This window comes from Clostridium sp. UBA4548 (assembly GCF_002387895.1).
Classification (GTDB): domain Bacteria; phylum Bacillota; class Clostridia; order Clostridiales; family Clostridiaceae; genus Clostridium_J.
This window is the reverse complement of record NZ_DGLI01000028.1, coordinates 29,922-50,504: the sequence shown is the minus strand read 5'-3', so window position 1 is coordinate 50,504 and position 20,583 is coordinate 29,922. Positions and strand designations below refer to the sequence as shown.

The window sequence follows — 20,583 nt, the reverse complement described above, 5'->3', positions numbered from 1 at the left end:
AGGTTTATCATGGCTTTTGAAGGATTATCTTCTAAGTTACAGGAAACCATAAAAAAATTAAAGGGCAAAGGAAAACTTTCTGAAAAAGACATTAAGGAAGCTATGAGAGAAGTTAAGCTTGCACTGTTAGAAGCTGATGTTAACTATAGAGTTGTTAAAGACTTTGTAAAAACCGTTAGCGAAAAGTGTCTAGGTAATGAGGTAATGGAGAGTTTAACTCCAGGACAACAGGTAATAAAAATTGTTAATGATGAATTGACAACTTTAATGGGAACCACAGAAAGTAAGTTAGAATTTGCTAATCATGGTGTAACTGTAATTATGCTTGTAGGATTACAAGGTGCAGGTAAAACCACTATGGCGGGGAAACTTGCATTAAACCTTAGAAAAAACAATAAAAAACCTCTTTTAGTAGCAGGGGATATTTATAGACCAGCAGCTATAAAGCAGTTACAAGTAGTAGGGAAATCTATAGATGTACCAGTGTTTGCTATGGGAGATAAGATAAGCCCTGTAGATATTGCAAAAGCAGGGATAGAAAACGCAAAAGATAATAATTGTAATGTAGTCATTATAGATACAGCAGGAAGACTTCATATCGATGAAGTTCTTATGGATGAGTTAAAGCAAATTAAAGGATCTGTAAATCCAAATGAAATTTTATTAGTTGTAGATGCCATGACAGGACAAGATGCTGTAAACGTGGCAGAAACCTTTAATAGTACTTTGGATGTGACAGGTGTTATTTTAACTAAGCTTGATGGTGACACAAGAGGTGGAGCAGCTCTTTCAATTAAATCTATTACTGGCAAGCCAATAAAATATGCTGGTATGGGAGAAAAGATGACGGACCTTGAAGTATTCCATCCAGAAAGAATGGCTTCTAGGATACTAGGAATGGGAGATGTACTTTCTCTTATTGAAAAAGCTCAAGCAGCTATAGATGAAAAGAAAGCTCAAGAGTTAGGAAATAAAATGCTTAACCAAGAGTTCAATTTTGAGGACTTCCTTGAGACCATGAATCAAATGAAGAATCTAGGACCTCTAGGAAAAATTGTAGAAATGATTCCAGGGTTTAATGCTAAAGAACTTAAAGGTGTAGACCTTTCTCAGAGTGAAAAAGAGATGGCAAAGGTTGAAGCTATAATAAAGTCAATGACAACAGCTGAGAGGAAAAACCCAAACTTAATTTCATCTTCGCCCTCAAGAAAGAAAAGAATTGCTAATGGTTCAGGTACCACAATTCAAGCAGTTAATAAAATACTCAAAGATTTCGAAAGTATGAAGAAGATGATGAAGCAAATGAAAGGTATGGCTAAGCCAGGTAAGAAAGGTTTATTTGGAAAACTACCTTTTTAATATAAAGTGCATAACCCTTTGAAGGAGGTGAAAAAACATGGCAGTTAAAATTAGATTAAGAAGAATGGGTGCTAAAAAAGCTCCTTTCTACAGAATTATCGTAGCTGATTCTAGATCTCCAAGAGATGGAAGATTTGTAGAGGAAATTGGATATTACAACCCAACTACAGAGCCAGTTACTGTAAAAATTGATGAAGAAAAAGCAAACAAATGGATCAAAAATGGTGCACAACCAACAGATACAGTTAAAAGACTTTTCAACAATGCAGGCATAAAATAGAAAAGTTCAATTGATTGGAGGCGCATTCCATGAAAGAATTACTTGAAATTATTGCTAAATCTTTAGTTGATAATCCCGATTCTGTTCAAGTGAATGAAATCGCTGGTGAGCATTCAATAATTTTAGAATTAAAGGTTGCTCAAGAGGATATGGGTAAAGTAATCGGAAAACAGGGAAGAATAGCTAAGGCTATTAGAACTGTTGTTAAAGCAGCGGCTATTAAAGAAAATAAAAGAGTTGTTGTGGAGATAATATAAGAGTTAGGGATACCTAACTCTTATTTTGATATATTGAAGTTTTAGGATAAGTAAGTTAGGTTATACTATATACAAGCCTATATTTGCAAGTAAAAAGGAGAAATTTATTATGAAAGAGTTTATGAGCGTAGGACAAATTTCTAAGCCTCATGGAGTTAGAGGAGAAGTAAAGGTTATTTCACTTATGGATAACTTAGAGGATTTTAGGGATTTAGGGAAAGTTCTTATAGATGGAGAGGAAAGAGAAATTACCTCTGTTAAACTACAAAAAGATAGAGTAATTCTTAAAATAGCGGGAATAGATACAATGGAGATGGCAGAGAGGTATAGAAACAAATACCTTATGATCAAAAGAGAAGCTGCAAAAGCACTTGAAGCAGATACTTATTATATTGCAGACTTAATTGGTTGTACTGTTGTAGATACTGAGAATAAGGAATTAGGAAAGATTTATGATGTAATTGAAACTGGAAGCAATGATGTATACTGGGTTAAGGGTAGTGGGAAAGAGGAAGTATTAATTCCTGCCTTAAAAGATATAGTGGTTAATGTGGATATAGAAAATAGTAAAATTACAATAAAACCAGTTCATGTTTGGTCAGAATGAAGATAGATGTTTTAACATTATTTCCAGATATGTTTGAGATTTTTAACCACAGTATCATAGGAAGAGCTCAAGAGAGTAACATAATTAATATCAAGGCTACAAACATAAGAGACTTTTCATTGAATAAGCACAAAAAAGTAGATGATTACCCTTATGGTGGTGGTGCAGGTATGGTGATGATGGCACAACCTATTGTAGATAGTATATTAGAAATAAAAAAACATAATAGTGGGAAAGTTATTTTCTTAGGGCCAAGAGGGCAGACTTTTAATCAGGAAATGGCTAAAGAACTTAGTAAAGAACAAGAATTAGTTTTTTTATGTGGGCATTATGAAGGTATAGATGAAAGAGTATATAAGTACATAGATATGGAAATTTCCTTGGGAGATTTTGTTCTTACTGGAGGAGAAATGGCTTGCATTCCTATAGTTGATAGCATATGTAGATTAATCCCAGGAGTGTTATCTAGTGAAGAAAGTTTTAGTGAAGAATCTTTTTACAATGGATTACTTGAATATCCTCAGTATACTAGGCCAGTTGAATATCAGGGGGAGCAAGTTCCAGAAATTTTACTATCCGGTCATCATGAAAACATAAGAAAATGGAGAAGAACGCAATCTTTAGTTATTACAAAAGAAAGAAGAAAAGATTTATTTTGTAGTTTTCAGTTAACTAAAGAGGATAAAAAATTATTAGAGAGTTATTATAGTAGAAAAAAATAATATTGCATAAGAAAAAATATTGTGATAGAATGTACTTTGTGCTAGTACGGGCGGTCCTCTGTCATAAAGTATGATTAAGAACGTCAAAAAAAATTTAGGAGGGAATGCACATGTTAGATATAATAAGAGCTATAGAAGCAGAACAGTTAAGAAATGACTTACCAAAATTCAATGTTGGAGATTCTGTAAAAGTACATATCAGAATCAAAGAAGGAACAAAAGAAAGAATCCAGATTTTCGAAGGAACTGTTCTTAAGAAGCAAAACGGTGGAGCTAGAGAAACTTTCACTGTAAGAAGAGTTGCTTATAATGTTGGAACAGAGAAGACTTTCCCAATAAACTCACCTGTTATCGAGAAAATCGAAGTTGTGAGAAGAGGTAAAGTAAGAAGAGCTAAGTTATTCTACCTAAGAAACAGAGTAGGTAAGGCAGCTAAAGTTAAAGAATTAATCTAAGAAAAATGGGACTCTTGAGTCCCTTTTTTTATTAGTTATAATTATAGAAAATATACAGATATAGTCACCATAAAATATTAGCTTATTTAGAAATTACAAGTTTACATAGATTTAAAGAATTAAGCCAATATTTTCACGAACAGTTTTATTAAATAGCTTAAGGTTTAAGTATGGTTTCTATGGATTATAATATAAAAAATCATATCTAAGCAAAATATAGTCAATAATATAAAAAAGTATAAAACACCTAGGAGTGATGAAATAAATGAGTATAAATTGGTTTCCTGGACATATGGCCAAAACCCGTAGAGAAATAAAAGAAAATTTGAAGCTTGTGGATGCAGTAATTGAAATTAGAGATGCAAGAATAGCATATTCTAGTTCTAATCCAGACATACAAGAAGTTTGTAAAGATAAACCGAGGATAATACTTTTAAACAAAAGTGATTTAAGTGAGGATAGTGTAACTAACTTATGGGTAAGAAAACTATCTAACAGTTATACTAAGGTTTTATCTGTTAATTGCTTAACTGGAGCAGGGTTAAATAAAATTAAGCCAGCTCTTGAGGAAATCCTTAAAGAAAAGCATGATAGAATGAGAAGCAAAGGAATAGTAAATATAATTACTAGAGTAATGGTAGTAGGAATTCCTAATGTAGGTAAGTCTACATTTATAAATAAGATGGCGAAAAATAATATTGCTAAAACTGGAGATAGACCTGGGGTTACTAAAAGCAAACAATGGATTAAAACAAAAATTGGAATTGAACTTATGGATACTCCAGGAGTTTTATGGCCAAAGTTCGAAGATGAAAAAGTTGGTTTAAACTTAGCTTTTACTGGAGCTATAAAAGATGAAATAATGGATGTAGAGGAATTAGCATTAAAGTTAATAGAAAAATTACAGGTTACTCATCCGAAAAGATTAGTGGAAAGATATAAGCTTAACTCTCTTGAAGAAGCTGCTATAGATAATATGGATAACATAGGAAGAAAAAGAGGAGCAGTAATTTCAGGAGGGAACATTGATTACAATAGAGTTGCTGTAATGCTATTAGATGAATTTAGAGGGGGAAAGCTAGGACCAATATCCTTGGAGGGACCTGATTTTGGTGAAGAAATAAAAGAGGAACAACCCGATGAAATTAAATAGCATAGAAGGAATGAAATTTAATGATATAAAAGCTTTAGCAAAAGAATTCATAGCTAATACTTCAGTGGAAGCTCAGGAAGATGCCTATTTAAGGTTAATAGAAAAATTAAATAGTGATAAAAGAAAAAATGTAAATGGTGTTGGTAAATCATTACAAAGGCATTTAGAAAATTATAAAAATGAACTTTTAAGAGTTAAAAATCTTTATGAGTTTGATAAGAAGTATGGTGTTAATGTGGTCGCAGGAGTAGATGAAGTAGGGAGAGGTCCTCTAGCGGGGCCTATTGTTTCAGCGGCAGTCATATTAGATTTGAATACTACAGAGCTTATACTACATATTAATGACTCTAAAAAACTTTCTGCTAAGGTTAGAGAGGAACTCAGTGAAATCATTAAAGAAAAAGCAGTTGCTTACAGCATTGCAGTTCTTGATAATAAGATTATTGATACAAGAGGAATAGGTTTTTGCAATAATGAAATATTTAAAATGTCAATTGGAAAGCTTGAAGTTAAGCCAGAGCTAGTATTATCTGATGGATATCCTATAAAGAATTTTAATATTAAAAATGAGTTTGTAATAAAGGGAGACACTAAAAGTGCATCTATTGCATGTGCTTCAATCCTAGCCAAGGTTTATAGAGATAATCTTATGAAGGAATATGGTAAGAGTTATCCTCAATATGGTTTTGAGAGTAACGTGGGCTATGGAAGTAAAGATCATATAGACGCTATTAAAACCTATGGAATAACTGAAATACATAGGAAGTCTTTCTTAACAAATATTATGAGTGAGTAAATGTTTTTACTTAAAAGTTAAATTATAATTAAATTTATGTGAAAATATTAATCTTCAACGTTAAAACTTATTTTAATGATTATTTTAAGTTTTAACAGTGTTTTGGGAGCTTTAAGTTTGACATGTTCTATAAGGGGCTGTTGAATAACCTTGCAATTGCTCTGTCTAGGGAATTTGCTTTGGTGTAACAAACTCAGTTTGTTCACAAAGATATTTTTATTTAGTGAAAATCTGCTTCCAAAGTAGCTCCACAACATGAATTTGTTCATTATTTAATAGAACTAGAGTAGCTTAATTACAAGCTATCCTAAATTTGGGTTCTAAATAATAAAAGTTAGCTATTTATTATAGCTAACTTTTATTATTTTTAAACTGCATATTATTAAAAAATATTTATGAAATCTGAAAAGCATCCTTAATCAACTTAATTGAATAATTATCATCTTCATTATTTAATATAACCTCTATCACGTCAAATCTAAAATTAAATTTATAGAGTTTCTTCTTTAAAATATAAAACTGAGCAGTTTTATAAATTTTATACTGCTTTAAATTAGTTACACTCTCTCCTGGACTTCCATAGAGGGAGCCATAACGAGTCTTTACTTCAATAAAGCAAATATATTTATTGTCCTTAGCAATTATATCAATTTCTCCTAGCTTACACTTGAAATTTCTTTCAAGAATTGTATATCCCATCTCCTTTAAATAACTTTCAGCAATACTTTCACCGTATGAACCTATACTTTTATTTAATACGCCCATTGAACCATCCTTTCTTATGGTTACAAATTTGTTAATCCAGGATTTGAAAATTAATTTTTAATATGTGAATGCCTGAAAATTTTTAAGGAAACCTATTTAGTCGTATCTACAATTCATCAATTGAAATTAGTTTCCTATAATCTAATATTAAACCAATGTGGTGTATGTTTCAAGAATTATTTCCATTAATTGTATTGGTGCTTGTAGAAATAATTGCTTGTTTTTAATATAAAGATTTATGCAAAAAAAATATAATAAACACAAAAATATCATCAGGGCTTTCACTATTCTTAATGTGGCAGAGTATAGAGTAGCTATGTAAATTTTAAGCAAAAGCAAAGGTTGCAAAGGTTAATAAAAAAATTCATCAAAATTATTATCCCCTTACTAAGGGCATAAATTTATAGTCTTTCTATATTATTTGCTTATGTTTTAGCTAAATACAATATTTTAAAAATGACTGAAGCTCCATAAATACTATATATTCTTATAAAGAAATAAGTATAAATACATAAATACATCTATATATTTATTTACGTACTAAGGTATTTACAGGTTTACAGAATATATATTTGGCAATAATTACGTTATAAATATGAAAAGGTGAGATTATTATGGCGATACAAATATTATGTGCCACTTTTTTTGGTGTTGAAGGAGTAATAGTTAATGTAGAAATAGATATTTCTTATGGGTTACCAACCTTTAATATAGTTGGGTTAGGAGATGTAGCAGTAAAGGAGTCTAAGGAGAGAGTAAGAGCTGCTATAATTAATTCTGGATTTGAGTTTCCAGTAGGTAGAATAACAATAAATCTGGCTCCGGCAGATTTAAAAAAGGAAGGTTCCCACTTTGATTTACCAATTGCTATAGGAATTTTGATAGCTACTAACCAGATAGCTGTAGAAGATATAGGAAGATATTTATTCATGGGAGAATTATCTTTAAGTGGGGATTTAAAAAGGGTTAAAGGAGCCTTGCCCATTATAATTCAAGGGGTTAATAGTGGCATTTATGAATACATTATTCCAGTGGAAAATCGTGAAGAATGTAGTATTATTAGGAATGCTCACACATACCCTTTAGAAACTCTACGCCAAGTGGTAGAGTATCTAAGATATAAGGATATGATGCCCTATAAAAATCATAAAGAGTTTAAAAACACTAGTAATGGACTAGATTTTAATGAAGTCATAGGACAACAAGCCTCAAAAAGAGCTATGGAGGTAGCTGCAGCTGGAAACCATAATATTCTTTTACATGGAGCGCCAGGTTCAGGGAAAACCATGTTAGCTCAAAGGATTATTTCTATTCTTCCTGAATTAACCTATGATGAAGCTCTAGAGGTTACAAAAATTTATAGTGTCAGTGGAGGTTTTAATAAGGAAGGCTTAATAAATAGTAGGCCTTTCAGAAATCCTCATCATACTATAACATCTATTGCACTAGTTGGGGGAGGGAGAAATCCAAGCCCAGGAGAGGTTTCATTAGCACACAATGGAGTTTTATTTTTGGATGAAATATTGGAGTTCAATAAAAGTTGTTTACAAGTTTTGAGGCAACCCTTGGAAGAAAGAGAGGTTAAACTTTCTAGAGTAAGCGGAACCATAAAATACCCTGCTAATTTCATGCTAGTGGGAGCGTTAAATCCTTGTCCCTGCGGATATTACGGCACTAATGTGAAGAAGTGTAAGTGCTCCGATTATGAGGTAAAAAGATATATTTCAAGGCTTTCAGGACCTATACTTGATAGGATAGATATTTTCTCTCCAGTTAATCCTATCTCTTACAAAGAGATAAATGAAAATTTACACACTGAGACTTCAGAACACATAAAGCAAAGGGTGAAAAGAGCTAGGGAATTACAAGAAGAAAGATTTAAAGAAGAAGGTATAATTTGTAATTCACAGATGAGAGAGAAGCATTTAAAAAAGTATTGTAAGCTGAATGAAAAATCCCATAAAGTACTAGAGTTAGCCTTCAATAAGTTTTCCTTAAGTACAAGAGCCTATAGCAGAATACTTAAGGTGGCTAGAACAATTGCTGATTTAAGTGAAAAGATCAATATAGATGAAAAAGATATAATAGAGGCCCTTCAATATAGGAAGTTTATTGATGAAAATATTATATAAATTAAAATTACTAACTCTAATTTTAAAATGTTATTTTACCAAGATATATTGTTTTGTAAAGAGGTATAACGTATGGATATATTAAAACTATGGTTTTCTGTGACAGAGCTTTCTAGTAATATAAAGTTGAAGCTTTTATCAGAATTTGAAACTTTGGAAAACATAAGGGACTATGTAATTGCACATAAAAATTATATATCTGAAGATAATAAAGTATTAAACAGACTAATTAAGTCCTATGATTTACCAAGGTTGTATGATATTATGGAAAAAGTTAGGACGGAAAATATAAATATTGTTACAATAGGAGAAAAAGATTATCCTGAAATTTTAGAGCTTATGGATGATGGTCCTTTTTCACTTTTTTATAAAGGGGATATTTCAAAGCTTAGCACTAGAAGAAATGTATCTATTGTTGGTTCTAGAAGATGTACAGTCTATGGTAGAGATATAACTAAGATAATAACAAAAGTATTGCTTGAAAATGAACTTAATATTGTAAGTGGTATGGCTAAAGGAATCGATACTGTGGCTCACCAAACTGCTCTAGAGGGATGGGGATATACTGTTGCCATATTAGGGAGTGGAGTAGATGTGATATATCCAAAGGAAAATTCAAAGCTTTATCATCAAATAATTTCTAGTGGAGGATGTGTAATTAGTGAGTTTCCTCCTGGAACTCAGCCACGTCCTATGAATTTTCCAGTAAGAAACAGAATAATTAGTGGATTAAGCAAATTGGTTATTGTGTCAGAGGCAGGAGAAAGAAGTGGTTCATTAATAACAGCAACTAGAGCATTAGAACAAGGTAAAGATGTTTTAGTAGTACCCGGATCCATATTTTCTGAGGAAAGCAAAGGTACAAATAAACTAATTAAAGAGGGCGCTCATGTACTTACAGAAACTCAGGATATTTTAAATTTGTTAGGTATAGTTAAAAGCAAAGGCAATAAAATTACTAGTAATAGGCGAAGCGATATCAAAAGTAGTATTTCTGATGAAATATACAAAGTTATAAACAATAATCCCATACATATAGACGATATAATAAGATTAACTAATATTGACATAAAACGATTATATGAGGTATTATTTGAAATGCAACTAAAAGATGAAATACTATGCTTAAATGGCAACTTTTATGTGAGGGTCAATAATACTATATAAAAGCATAAACATAAATATAAATACCTACATTGGATATAGTAAGGGTATAAATAATAACCAATAAGTTTCAACTTAAGCTCAGCTAGTAGTGAAGTTTAATGTGTTAATAAATTATGAATATTCTTTAAATTTTTCTTGAAAGTCATCCATATAAAAGGTAATCTAAGATATAGTAGTATTTTGGACTTTGTTGCAAATAAAAATGAGCATAGAATTTAAATAAAATAAATAGTTATATAGCATAACATGCTGGAGGGGATAAGATGGGTCAGAAACTAGTGATAGTTGAATCACCAGCTAAAGCAAAAACAATAAAAAAGTATTTAGGTAAAAATTACATTGTTGAAGCATCCATGGGACATGTAAGGGATTTACCTAAAAGTCAGCTTGGTGTTGATGTAGAAAATAATTATGAACCTAAGTACATTACTATTAGGGGAAAAGGTGATTTATTAGATAAATTAAAAAGAGAAGCTAAAAAAAGTGAAAAAGTTTATTTAGCAACGGACCCTGATAGAGAAGGAGAAGCTATATCATGGCATCTAGCCAAGGTGCTAAAAATTGATGAAACAGAAAAATGCAGAATTGAATTTAATGAAATAACTAAAAATGCAGTGAAAAATGCCATAAAAAATCCAAGATCAATTAATGAGAATGTATACAATGCCCAGCAAGCTAGAAGGGTATTAGATAGATTAGTAGGATATAAGATCAGCCCTATACTGTGGAGAAAAATAAAATGGGGGTTAAGTGCTGGAAGAGTTCAATCTGTAGCCCTTAGAATAATTTGTGATAGAGAAAAGGAAATAAACGAATTTATACCTAAAGAGTATTGGACAGTAGAAGGAAAGGTACAAAAAAAGGGAGAAACCAATAGTTTTATTATTAAACTACATGGTAAAGATGGAAAAAAGATTGAGGTAAAAACTGAGAAGGAAAGTAATGCAATAATAAAGGATTTGGAAAACAATAACTTTATAGTTAAGAGCATTAAAACTACAGAAAAAACCAAAAATCCTTTGCCACCTTTTACTACAAGCACCTTGCAACAAGATGCCTACAGAAAGATAAATTTTTCAACTAAGAAAACTATGTCCACTGCACAGCAACTTTATGAAGGAATTGAAATTAAGGGTTTTGGAACTGTGGGATTAATTACTTATATGAGAACAGATTCTGTGAGAGTATCAGATGAAGCTCAACAAATAGTATCGGAATTCGTAAAAGATATTTTTGGTGAAGCTTATTTACCAAAAACTAAAAGAGTATATAAAGGGAAAAAGAATGCCCAAGATGCTCACGAAGCAATAAGACCTACTCATTTTGAAATTACACCTGAAATAGCTAAAGGAAGTTTAAATAATGATCAATATAAGCTTTATACCCTAATATGGAATAGATTTGTAGCTAGCCAAATGGCATCTTCTATAATAGATTCTACTTCTATAAATATTGATAATGGGCCGTATAATTTTAAAGCTTCAGGTTATAAGGTGAAATTTGATGGATTTACTAAAGTTTATGCTGGAGACAACGAGGATGAAGAGGAAGGCATTAAGATTCCTAAGTTAGAAGAACAGGAAATATTAATTAAAAAATCTATTGAAGGTAAACAACACTTTACCCAGCCACCTGCAAAGTTTTCAGAAGCATCCTTAGTAAAAACTTTAGAAGAAAATGGTATAGGGCGTCCTAGTACGTATTCTCCTACTATCTCAACTTTGTTAGATAGAAAATATGTGGAGAGAAATAAAAAGGTTTTAGACCCAACAGAATTAGGATTTATAGTTAATAACTTGATGAGTGAATACTTTAAGCAAATTGTAGATGTGGAGTTTACAGCTGCTATGGAGGATAAGTTAGATAGAGTTGAAGAAGGTAAAGAGCAGTGGAAAACTATTGTTGACAACTTTTTCACACCTTTAAAGGCTGCCATAGAAGTTGCAGAAAAAGAAATAGCTAAGATTACCATTGAAGATAAAGTATCAGAGGTTAAGTGTGATAAGTGCGGAAGGTTTATGGTGATTAAGCAAGGAAGATTTGGAGATTTTCTTGCATGCCCTGGTTATCCAGAGTGTCAAAATACGAAACCTTTAGCTCGTGAGATTGAAGCACCATGTCCTAAATGTCAAGGAACAGTTTTAGAGAAAAGAAGTAAGAAGGGAAAAACCTTTTTTGGTTGCTCTAACTATCCAAATTGTGACTTTGTAAGCTGGCATGAACCTAGCACAGAAAAATGTCCAGAATGTGGAGAAATTATGTTAAAGAGGTATTCTAAGGCTAAAGGTGATTATTTAGAATGCAGTAATAAAAGTTGTAAGTATAAAAAATTAATAAATGGTTAATAAATAATTACAAAACTAAAAAATATTCACCACAGACATGAGAATACGGCAAAATGTGTCGAAAAATAATATAATTTTGTTGAAATGATAAAAGTACTGTGTTATTATAGTTTGAGGGAAATACAATTCTAAAAATTTTCAATTACACAAATGTTTTGAATTGTTTCAAAGATACTAAAGATAATTGAGAATTACAACTAATTGAAATAAAAATTACCCTAATAAAGAATAGGAGGAATTAAATTGTCACTATTAGAAAAAACTAGGAAATTAAATAAGATATTACAAAAATCTGGTACTGAACCAGTAGTGTTTGATGATATTTGCAAATTGTTAAGTGACGTGCTAGAGTGTAACGTTTATATAATAAGCAGAAGAGGAAAAGTTTTAGGGTTTAACTTATCAGGTGGATTTGAATGCGATGAGGTTAAAAATGAAGTTCTATCTGGTATGAGATTTCCAGAGAGCTACAATGCTAAACTATTAAATGCAGACGAAACTAAATCAAATTTACCAAGCAAAGGTATTTGTGTTTTTGAAAATGGTAAAGAATGTGGGCTTGATAATAAGTTAACTACTATTGTTCCTATCAATGGAAACAGAGAAAGATTAGGTACTTTATTATTAGCTAGATTCGGAAGTCCATTTACTGAAGAAGATTTAGTACTAGCAGAGTATAGTGCAACTATAGTAGGACTTGAAATATTAAGATCTAAAAATGATTTAATTGAAGAAGAAGCTAGGAAGAAAGCTATAGTTCAATTAGCAATTGGAACTCTTTCTTACTCTGAACTTGAAGCAGTAGAGCATATATTTAATGAGTTAGATGGTAGTGAAGGTCTTTTAGTTGCTTCTAAAATAGCTGATAAAGTTGGAATTACAAGATCAGTTATTGTTAATGCTTTAAGAAAGTTTGAAAGTGCTGGAGTTATTGAGTCAAGATCTCTTGGAATGAAGGGAACACATATAAAAATACTTAATGACAAATTAATGGATGAATTAAATAAATTAAAATAAGTGGGGTTACCTCACTTATTTTTTTTATATAATTTTTATGGTTGTAAGTATAAAAAAAAGAAATATGTGTAAATTAATAGGTGTAAATGAAAAATATATAAGGTTATAAAATTTTTATTGAATAGTAAGTATAATTATGTTATACTACACAAGGTAAGAAAATACACACATTGCTCTATTTGTTGAAAGGTGCCTTAATAAGGTTTTCAATGGAAATGAAAGCAATGGAGGTAAAACCGAGGAGGTATATTAAAAATGGCAGTAATATCAATGAAACAATTATTAGAAGCTGGTGTTCACTTTGGACATCAAACAAGAAGATGGAATCCTAAAATGGCTCCATACATATTCACAGAAAGAAACGGAATCTATATCATAGATTTACAAAAAACTGTGAAGAAAATAGATGAAGCTTATGATTTCATAAAATCAGTAGCTGAAGAGGGAAAAGATATTCTATTTGTAGGAACAAAGAAACAAGCTCAAGAAGCTATCCAAGAAGAAGCTGTAAGATCAAGCATGCACTTTGTTAACAACAGATGGTTAGGTGGAATGTTAACTAACTTCAGAACTATTAAAACTAGAATCGGAAGATTAGAAGAATTAGATAAAATGGAAGAAGATGGAATATTTGAAGTTCTTCCAAAGAAAGAAGTTACTCAACTTAAAAATGAGAGAGAAAAATTAGAAAAGAACCTTGGTGGAATCAGAAACATGGATGCTAAGAAAATCGGAGCATTATTTGTTGTTGATCCAAGAAAAGAGAAAAACGCTATATCAGAAGCTAAGATATTAGGAATACCTGTTATTGCAATAGTTGATACTAACTGTGATCCAGATGAAGTTGATTATGTAATCCCTGGAAACGATGATGCTATCAGAGCAGTAAAACTAATTACTGAAAGATTAGCTGATGCTATAATTGAAGCAAGACAAGGCGAGCAAATAGCTGAGTAATAGAAATTAAAGAATTAATAAAAACAGCCTCATCTATGGTTGTAAACAGAAAATAAATTTATAAGGTAGGTGAGAGAAGGATTTCTTTCATTTACCTTTTAAATTAGTTATAAAGAGGAGGAATAATGATGATAACTGCAGGAATGGTTAAAGAGCTTAGAGAAAGAACTGGAGCAGGAATGATGGACTGCAAAAAAGCTCTTAATGAAACTAATGGGGATATGGAAAAAGCAATTGAAGTATTAAGAGAAAAGGGATTAGCAGCAGCTGCTAAGAAAGCTGGTAGAATTGCGGCTGAAGGTATAGTAACTACATACATTTCAGAAGATATGAAACTAGGTTCAGTAGTAGAAGTTAACTGCGAAACTGACTTCGTTGCAGCAAATGACGAATTTAAAGCACTAGTAGAAAATGTAGCAAAAATGGTTGCATTATCAAACGTTAGCACAGTAGAAGAATTAGTAGCTCAAAAATATATAGCAGATGAAAGTGTTACAGTACAAGAAGTTGTTACAGCATTAATCGCTAAAATTGGTGAAAATATGTCTGTAAGAAGATTTGAAAGATTTGCTATTGAAAATGGAATAGTTCAAAGCTATGTTCATGGAAATGGAAAAATAGGAGTTCTTGTTGAATTAGCTTGTGAAAAGCAAGATCCAGCTTTAGCTGTAATTGGTAAGGATATTGCAATGCAAGTTGCAGCAGCAAACCCATTATTCTTAAATAAAGATGCTGTTGATAATGAATCTTTAGAAAAAGAAAAAGAAATCTACAGAGTTCAAGCTTTAAATGAAGGCAAACCAGAAAATATTGTTGAAAAAATGGTTATGGGAAGAGTAAACAAATATTATAAAGAAGTTTGTTTAATAGAGCAAGTTTGGGTTAAAAATGGTGACTACACTATTACTAAATATCTTCAAGAAGAATCAAAGAAAATCGGTGCTGAAATAACAGTTACAAGATTTGCTAGATTCGAAAGAGGAGAAGGAATCGAAAAGAAAGAAGATAACTTTGCAGAAGAAGTACAAAAAATGCAAGGATAATAACTAAAAGAAGAGAACTCTGTGTTCTCTTTTTTTAAAATAACATAAGTTTTAAGGTAAATGATGTAAAAAGAAAGATTTGGAGGTATAATATATATGGAAGCTGCAAAATACAAAAGAGTTATGCTTAAACTTTCAGGTGAAGCTTTAGCTGCAGAAAAAGGGTATGGAATTGACTTTGATGTAGCTAATTCAATTGCTGTACAAATTAAGAACCTAGTGGAAATGGGAGTTGAAGTTGGAGCAGTTGTTGGTGGTGGAAACATTTGGCGTGGTAGAAGTGGTGAAGGAATGGATAGAACTACTGCAGATTACATGGGAATGTTAGCTACTTGCATAAATGCACTAGCACTACAAGATTCATTAGAAGCTATTGGAGTTAACACCAGAGTTCAGACAGCTATAGAGATGAGAGAAATTGCAGAGCCTTACATAAGAAGACGAGCAATGAGACATCTTGAAAAAGGAAGAGTTGTAATATTTGCAGCGGGAACAGGAAATCCATATTTCTCCACAGACACAACTGCAGCTTTAAGGGCAGCAGAAATTGAGGCAGAGGTAATACTACTTGCTAAAAAAGTAGATGGTGTTTATGATAAAGATCCTCACAAGTATGAAGATGCTGTAAAATTTGATAATTTATCTTATATTGAAGTTTTAGAAAAGGGATTACAAGTTATGGATTCAACAGCTACATCACTTTGTATGGATAACAATATTCCTATACTTGTGTTTGGGTTAGATAAACCAGAGAACATTATAAGAGCTATTAAAGGCGAAGATATTGGTACGTTAGTATCATCTAATACAGTTAAATGTAATAAATAGATGGAGGGAATTCTATGGTAAAGGATATTATTAAAAATGCTGACGAAAAAATGACTAAAACAATTTCAGTATTTAAGGCTGAATTAGCAACAATGAAAGCGGGAAGAGCAAACCCAACAATGCTAGATAGAATTCAAGTTGAGTGCTATGGAAGTATGATGCCTCTTAACCAATTAGGTGGAGTTTCAGCACCAGAACCAAGAGTGCTATTAATTCAACCATGGGATAAAAGCTCAATAAAGGATATTGAAAAAGCTATTTTAAAATCAGATTTAGGAATAAATCCTACAAGTGATGGTTCTGTTATCAGACTAATCGTTCCAGAATTAACTGAGGAAACAAGAAAGAACTTAGTTAAAAATGTTAAGAAGACTGGTGAAGAAGCTAAGGTTGCTATAAGATCTATAAGAAGAGATGCTAATGATAAAATAAAAGCATTAAAAAAGGATAATACAATTACTGAAGATGAAGCAAAAAAAGCAGAAGATAGTATTCAAAAGGAAACCGATAAGTTTATAAAAGAATTAGATAAGATGGTTGAAGTTAAAGAGCGTGAAATCTTATCTGTATAAGCATATTAATTAAAACCTGCACTTCTGCAGGTTTTATTAATAAAAAGTTATATATTTCGATATAAGAAATGGAGAGAAAATATTTGGGCTTATTTTTTAATAACAATAAGAGAAAACAAAAGGAGTCTCAAGAAATAATCATTGATGCAAATAATGTTCCAGCTCATATTGCTATTATAATGGATGGCAATGGTAGATGGGCAAAGGAGAGAAGTTTGCCTAGAACCATGGGACATAGGGCAGGGATGGATACTATAAGAAAGATAGTGAAGGAATGTAGTAAGCTAGGGGTTAGATACTTAACTTTGTATGCTTTTTCCACTGAGAACTGGAAGAGGCCACAAGATGAAGTAACAGCCCTCATGAAACTAGTGGTAGAATTCATAGGAAAAGAAATTGATGAATTGCATAAGAATGAAGTGGTATTTAATGTTATTGGAGATGTAAGCAAATTACCAGAACTATGTCAGCAATCTATAGAGTCTGCTAAGGAAAAAACTAAAAATAATAGAGGATTAACCCTAAATATCGCGCTGAATTATGGCGGTAGAGATGAAATTGTTAGCGGTGTAAGAGAAATTGCACAGGAGCTTTTAAATAAAGAAATAAACCTTGAAGATATAGGTGAGAAATTAATTTCAGAGCATCTTTATACACGGGGTATGCCTGATCCAGATATAGTTATCAGACCTAGTGGAGAACTAAGGTTAAGTAATTATCTTCTGTGGCAAAGTGCTTATTCGGAATTTTGGTTTTCGAACATTAATTGGCCTGATTTCACCGAAGGAGATCTTCGTAAAGCTATTAGTGATTATCAAAATAGAAATAGAAGATTCGGTGGAGTATAGTTTATAAGGGGTGAATTAAATGGATAAAAGGTATATAGGTGCTATAACCTTAGCACCATTGCTGATATTTTTATTTTTAGGTGGATACTATCTAAAGTATTTAGTTCTTGTATTAGCATTGTTTGGAATGTATGAGTTTTACAAAACTTCAAGAGAGTGCGATTTTAATCCTATTTCTATCGTAGGATATATACTTTGTATATTGTATTACTTAGCTATAGGTGATGGTTTTAATATTACCTATCAGAGTTTTCTTTTAATAGGAGCTATCTTTATATTAATGATAGTACCTGTATTAAATACTAAGTACAATTTTATAGATGTATCCTTAACTATTATGGGATATTTGTATGTAGCTATATTTTTTAGTTTTATTATTTTAGTAAATTTAAAGCAATATGGTAATTATTTAGTTTGGTTAATATTTATATCTTCCTGGGGGTGTGATACTCTAGCTTATTATTTTGGAAGATATTTAGGTAAACATAAAATTAGTCCTAAGGTAAGTCCTAAAAAAACTGTTGAAGGATCAATTGGAGGATTAATTGGAAGTATTGTAGGATCTACTATATTTGGCTATGTAATAGGAGGCTATGGAGTGAATATCCCTATATATCATTATGTTATTATAGGTATACTTGGAGGCATATTTGGTCAATTTGGAGATTTAGTGGCTTCGTCTATTAAGAGATATGCCAAAGTGAAGGATTATTCAAACTTGATACCAGGCCATGGAGGAATATTGGATAGATTTGATAGCATACTTTTTGTATCAGTGATAGTATACTATTATATAACAATTTTTGTGGGGATATAGTGTGCTTGAAAAATATAAAAATATAGTTACTGTTGTAGTATTATTATTAGTTTTTTTGCTATTAACTAAGGTTGTTAATAGCTACGTAGAACCAATTTTAGTGATTTTTATTTTAACTTATACTTCAGTTCCTATTTATAGGTTCATGAGAAGAAATAAAATATTCTCTCCAAGTATAAGTTCTGTTATAGCACTGTTATTTACTAACGTTGTGTTTATCATTATTTTAATTTTTATAGGGAGCTTTACTTACAACAAAATATTTTATTTTCTACAAAATCAATACAATGGTTTTATAGAGTATGTAGTAGATATATGGAATAGTCTATCTTTTACAGAAAAAATATCGCCAATGATTTTAAAAGAAAATATACTTAAGATAACATCCAAATCTTTAAATGATATAGATTTTTTAAGAAAAGGAGCAGTATATACTACCGATGGAATTTTAACATATTTTATAGGTAATATAGCTGCTTATTTTTTGTTAAAGGATGCAAAGTCCGTATGGAAAGTTACGGAGAGAATTATCACTAAAGGGAATGCAGAATTTATTCTTCAAAGGGTAAGAGAAATTAATAAGATATTTAAAGTTATATTAATGGTAGTGGTTTTAAATACTATAATTACAATTTGTGGATTTTATATATTAAAAGTAGATAATGCTTTAATATTAGGAATAGTTTGTGGAATATTAGATATAATTCCAGTTATAGGAACTATTTTTGTGTTTGGGCCATTAATATTGTATAATATCACTAAAGGCACCTATGTAATTGCTGGAGGTTTGCTACTGTTATATATATTATTAATTTTTTATGCCCAAATAATCGAAGCTAAATTTATGAGTAATAAACTACAAATTCATCCACTACCAATGATTTTAGCTATTTATTTTGGAATGAAAATTTCAGGATTTGTAGGTGTTATAATGGCAGTGATTTATATTGTAACTGTTAATGAAATACTGTTCACTGAGACAGACAACAGGTCAGCTTAAAAGTATAAGAGCAACATTTTTTTAGAATTTCAGATAAGTTATTTTAAATTTATCCTTAAAGTTTTAAGATATAAGAAAGAAGTTAGAATTTAAGGATATGATAATTTCAGGAAAAATTAACTATGAAAGAAACATGTTAGTAAAGAGCTAATATGAAAACTTGAGATTATAATATTACCTGAATTTATAAGTTTATGAATAAGTTAAGCTTATAAATTAGAATCTTAGAAATATAAGCTGTATTAAAGCATTTGGAGAAAGTAGTTAGGAGAGATACAAGTGAAGAATATAAGTATATTAGGTGTTACTGGTTCCATCGGTACTCAAACCCTAGATGTGATAAGAAATAGTAATAAAGAGATTAAATTAATAGGCATATCTGCTAATAAAAGCTATAGTATGGTTATAGATATAATTCAGGAATTTAAGCCTAAGTATGTGGCAATGATGGATTATGATTCCTATTTAAAAGTTAAAAGTTACTGTGAAGAAACCAATAGAGAAATTCAGGTGTTAAGTGGAATAGAAGGATTAAATAAAGTTGCTACTTTAGAAGAAATAGATATTGTTGTAACTTCAGTAGTTGGAATGATTGGCTTAATTCCAACTATTAGTGCTATAAGAGCTAAAAAGCATATTGCACTTGCCAATAAGGAAACCCTGGTGGTGGCAGGAGAAATTGTAATGAAGGAAGCTAAGGAAAATGGGGTCCAAATATTACCTGTTGACTCTGAGCATTGCGCAATTTTTCAAAGCTTACAAGGAAACAACTATAATGAAGTAGAGAAAGTAATCTTGACTGCCTCAGGAGGACCTTTCAGAGGTGAAAAGAGAGAACAACTTAAGGATATAACACCAGAACAGGCACTAAAACACCCAAAATGGAATATGGGCAAAAAAATCTCAATTGACTCTTCAACTCTTGTAAATAAGGGGTTAGAAGTTATAGAGGCTCACTTTCTATTTGGGGTTGATTATGATAATATCCAGGTAGTGATTCACCCTCAAAGTATTATTCATTCCATGGTAGAATACATAGATGGAAGTGTAATTGCTCAACTAGGCAGCACTGATATGAGACTACCAATTCAATATGCTTTAAACTATCCTAAGAGAGGTCAGTCTATAGCGGAAAAATTAGATTTTTATTCCTTAAGCTCCTTGACCTTTGAAAAGCCCGACATGGATACTTTTCAGTGTTTAAGTCTTGCATATGATGCAGGAAAGGCTGGGGGAAATATGCCAGCAATTTTTAATGGTGCAAATGAAATAGCTGTAGAATTATTTTTAAATAATAAAATAAAGTATTTGCAAATTGAAGAGATAATTAGAGAGTGTATGATGAACTTTGAACATATAATAAACCCAACCTTAGAGCAAATTATAGACATAGATAAAAGAACTAGGGAATATGTTTTAAATAAATATAATATATAAAAGGGGAGATAGGCATTGCAAACTAT

21 protein-coding genes are annotated in these 20,583 nt (G+C 31.2%); 20 read left to right on the top strand and 1 reads right to left on the bottom strand.

What is annotated here, in order from left to right; genetic code table 11:
- Window positions 1-9: 9 nt before the first annotated feature.
- The 8 genes from ffh (at window position 10) to B3040_RS11385 (ending at window position 5,629) form a co-directional block, all read left to right on the top strand.
- Window positions 10-1,359, top strand: coding sequence for a signal recognition particle protein (gene ffh / locus B3040_RS11420; protein ID WP_291573371.1), 1,350 nt, complete (start codon window positions 10-12; stop codon window positions 1,357-1,359).
- A 37-nt stretch (window positions 1,360-1,396) separates the two neighbouring features.
- The gene (gene rpsP / locus B3040_RS11415) at window positions 1,397-1,639 is read left to right on the top strand and encodes a 30S ribosomal protein S16 (RefSeq protein ID WP_017414523.1); all 243 of its coding nucleotides are present in this window, start codon (window positions 1,397-1,399) and stop codon (window positions 1,637-1,639) included.
- Between the two features lie 29 nt (window positions 1,640-1,668).
- Complete coding sequence (locus B3040_RS11410) at window positions 1,669-1,896, top strand: KH domain-containing protein (RefSeq protein ID WP_017414522.1); 228 nt, start codon at window positions 1,669-1,671, stop codon at window positions 1,894-1,896.
- A 109-nt stretch (window positions 1,897-2,005) separates the two neighbouring features.
- Window positions 2,006-2,503, top strand: a complete 498-nt coding sequence (gene rimM / locus B3040_RS11405) for a ribosome maturation factor RimM (protein WP_017414521.1) — start codon at window positions 2,006-2,008, stop codon at window positions 2,501-2,503.
- On the top strand, window positions 2,500-3,225 hold the full coding sequence (trmD, locus tag B3040_RS11400) for a tRNA (guanosine(37)-N1)-methyltransferase TrmD (protein ID WP_291573366.1): 726 nt from the start codon (window positions 2,500-2,502) through the stop codon (window positions 3,223-3,225). The genes rimM and trmD overlap by 4 nt, the downstream gene beginning before the upstream one ends.
- Before the next feature lie 110 nt (window positions 3,226-3,335).
- Window positions 3,336-3,680, top strand: a complete 345-nt coding sequence (rplS, locus tag B3040_RS11395; RefSeq protein WP_017414519.1) for a 50S ribosomal protein L19 — start codon at window positions 3,336-3,338, stop codon at window positions 3,678-3,680.
- A gap of 265 nt (window positions 3,681-3,945) precedes the next feature.
- A complete protein-coding gene (gene ylqF / locus B3040_RS11390) occupies window positions 3,946-4,833 on the top strand; it encodes a ribosome biogenesis GTPase YlqF (RefSeq protein WP_291573363.1) in 888 nt (295 codons plus the stop codon).
- Between the two features lie 10 nt (window positions 4,834-4,843).
- Window positions 4,844-5,629 carry a ribonuclease HII gene (locus B3040_RS11385; protein ID WP_291573649.1) on the top strand — a complete coding sequence of 262 codons (786 nt, stop codon included), beginning with the start codon at window positions 4,844-4,846 and terminating at the stop codon, window positions 5,627-5,629.
- Between the two features lie 393 nt (window positions 5,630-6,022).
- Here the strand turns inward: B3040_RS11385 and B3040_RS11380 are convergent, their stop codons facing one another.
- Window positions 6,023-6,394 carry a YraN family protein gene (locus B3040_RS11380; protein WP_291573361.1) on the bottom strand — a complete coding sequence of 124 codons (372 nt, stop codon included), beginning with the start codon at window positions 6,392-6,394 and terminating at the stop codon, window positions 6,023-6,025.
- A gap of 614 nt (window positions 6,395-7,008) precedes the next feature.
- On the opposite strand from B3040_RS11380, the gene B3040_RS11375 reads away from it, so the two are divergent.
- The 12 genes from B3040_RS11375 to dxr all read left to right on the top strand — a co-directional run bounded on the left by B3040_RS11375 (window position 7,009) and on the right by dxr (window position 20,557).
- Window positions 7,009-8,526 (top strand): YifB family Mg chelatase-like AAA ATPase, encoded by a 1,518-nt coding sequence (locus tag B3040_RS11375; RefSeq protein ID WP_291573359.1) that lies wholly within the window; start codon window positions 7,009-7,011, stop codon window positions 8,524-8,526.
- A gap of 72 nt (window positions 8,527-8,598) precedes the next feature.
- On the top strand, window positions 8,599-9,693 hold the full coding sequence (gene dprA, locus B3040_RS11370) for a DNA-processing protein DprA (RefSeq protein ID WP_291573357.1): 1,095 nt from the start codon (window positions 8,599-8,601) through the stop codon (window positions 9,691-9,693).
- A 263-nt stretch (window positions 9,694-9,956) separates the two neighbouring features.
- Window positions 9,957-12,038: a type I DNA topoisomerase gene (gene topA, locus B3040_RS11365; protein ID WP_291573356.1), complete on the top strand. Its 2,082-nt coding sequence runs from the start codon at window positions 9,957-9,959 to the stop codon at window positions 12,036-12,038.
- A gap of 243 nt (window positions 12,039-12,281) precedes the next feature.
- Window positions 12,282-13,055, top strand: coding sequence for a GTP-sensing pleiotropic transcriptional regulator CodY (gene codY / locus B3040_RS11360; protein WP_017414511.1), 774 nt, complete (start codon window positions 12,282-12,284; stop codon window positions 13,053-13,055).
- Window positions 13,056-13,310: 255 nt separating this feature from the next.
- Window positions 13,311-14,012, top strand: coding sequence for a 30S ribosomal protein S2 (gene rpsB, locus B3040_RS11355; RefSeq protein ID WP_017414510.1), 702 nt, complete (start codon window positions 13,311-13,313; stop codon window positions 14,010-14,012).
- 128 nt (window positions 14,013-14,140) lie between these two features.
- Window positions 14,141-15,055, top strand: a complete 915-nt coding sequence (gene tsf / locus B3040_RS11350; protein ID WP_291573353.1) for a translation elongation factor Ts — start codon at window positions 14,141-14,143, stop codon at window positions 15,053-15,055.
- A 96-nt stretch (window positions 15,056-15,151) separates the two neighbouring features.
- Window positions 15,152-15,883 carry a UMP kinase gene (gene pyrH / locus B3040_RS11345; RefSeq protein ID WP_291573351.1) on the top strand — a complete coding sequence of 244 codons (732 nt, stop codon included), beginning with the start codon at window positions 15,152-15,154 and terminating at the stop codon, window positions 15,881-15,883.
- Between the two features lie 14 nt (window positions 15,884-15,897).
- On the top strand, window positions 15,898-16,455 hold the full coding sequence (gene frr / locus B3040_RS11340; RefSeq protein WP_017414507.1) for a ribosome recycling factor: 558 nt from the start codon (window positions 15,898-15,900) through the stop codon (window positions 16,453-16,455).
- Window positions 16,456-16,589: 134 nt separating this feature from the next.
- A complete protein-coding gene (locus B3040_RS11335; RefSeq protein ID WP_414632537.1) occupies window positions 16,590-17,303 on the top strand; it encodes an isoprenyl transferase in 714 nt (237 codons plus the stop codon).
- Window positions 17,304-17,322: 19 nt separating this feature from the next.
- Window positions 17,323-18,120 (top strand): phosphatidate cytidylyltransferase, encoded by a 798-nt coding sequence (locus B3040_RS11330; RefSeq protein WP_291573345.1) that lies wholly within the window; start codon window positions 17,323-17,325, stop codon window positions 18,118-18,120.
- A gap of 1 nt (window position 18,121) precedes the next feature.
- Window positions 18,122-19,120, top strand: coding sequence for an AI-2E family transporter (locus B3040_RS11325; protein ID WP_291573343.1), 999 nt, complete (start codon window positions 18,122-18,124; stop codon window positions 19,118-19,120).
- A gap of 279 nt (window positions 19,121-19,399) precedes the next feature.
- Entirely contained in the window at window positions 19,400-20,557 is a 1,158-nt protein-coding gene (gene dxr / locus B3040_RS11320; RefSeq protein ID WP_291573341.1) for a 1-deoxy-D-xylulose-5-phosphate reductoisomerase, read from the top strand.
- The last annotated feature ends 26 nt before the right edge of the window (window positions 20,558-20,583 follow it).

Coding starts and splice junctions, on each gene's coding strand:
- ffh (WP_291573371.1), top strand. CDS start 10: ATGGCTTTTGAAGGATTATCTTCTAAGTTACAGGAAACCATAAAAAAA.
- rpsP (WP_017414523.1), top strand. CDS start 1,397: ATGGCAGTTAAAATTAGATTAAGAAGAATGGGTGCTAAAAAAGCTCCT.
- B3040_RS11410 (WP_017414522.1), top strand. CDS start 1,669: ATGAAAGAATTACTTGAAATTATTGCTAAATCTTTAGTTGATAATCCC.
- rimM (WP_017414521.1), top strand. CDS start 2,006: ATGAAAGAGTTTATGAGCGTAGGACAAATTTCTAAGCCTCATGGAGTT.
- trmD (WP_291573366.1), top strand. CDS start 2,500: ATGAAGATAGATGTTTTAACATTATTTCCAGATATGTTTGAGATTTTT.
- rplS (WP_017414519.1), top strand. CDS start 3,336: ATGTTAGATATAATAAGAGCTATAGAAGCAGAACAGTTAAGAAATGAC.
- ylqF (WP_291573363.1), top strand. CDS start 3,946: ATGAGTATAAATTGGTTTCCTGGACATATGGCCAAAACCCGTAGAGAA.
- B3040_RS11385 (WP_291573649.1), top strand. CDS start 4,844: ATGAAATTTAATGATATAAAAGCTTTAGCAAAAGAATTCATAGCTAAT.
- B3040_RS11380 (WP_291573361.1), bottom strand. CDS start 6,394: ATGGGCGTATTAAATAAAAGTATAGGTTCATACGGTGAAAGTATTGCT.
- B3040_RS11375 (WP_291573359.1), top strand. CDS start 7,009: ATGGCGATACAAATATTATGTGCCACTTTTTTTGGTGTTGAAGGAGTA.
- dprA (WP_291573357.1), top strand. CDS start 8,599: ATGGATATATTAAAACTATGGTTTTCTGTGACAGAGCTTTCTAGTAAT.
- topA (WP_291573356.1), top strand. CDS start 9,957: ATGGGTCAGAAACTAGTGATAGTTGAATCACCAGCTAAAGCAAAAACA.
- rpsB (WP_017414510.1), top strand. CDS start 13,311: ATGGCAGTAATATCAATGAAACAATTATTAGAAGCTGGTGTTCACTTT.
- tsf (WP_291573353.1), top strand. CDS start 14,141: ATGATAACTGCAGGAATGGTTAAAGAGCTTAGAGAAAGAACTGGAGCA.
- pyrH (WP_291573351.1), top strand. CDS start 15,152: ATGGAAGCTGCAAAATACAAAAGAGTTATGCTTAAACTTTCAGGTGAA.
- frr (WP_017414507.1), top strand. CDS start 15,898: ATGGTAAAGGATATTATTAAAAATGCTGACGAAAAAATGACTAAAACA.
- B3040_RS11330 (WP_291573345.1), top strand. CDS start 17,323: ATGGATAAAAGGTATATAGGTGCTATAACCTTAGCACCATTGCTGATA.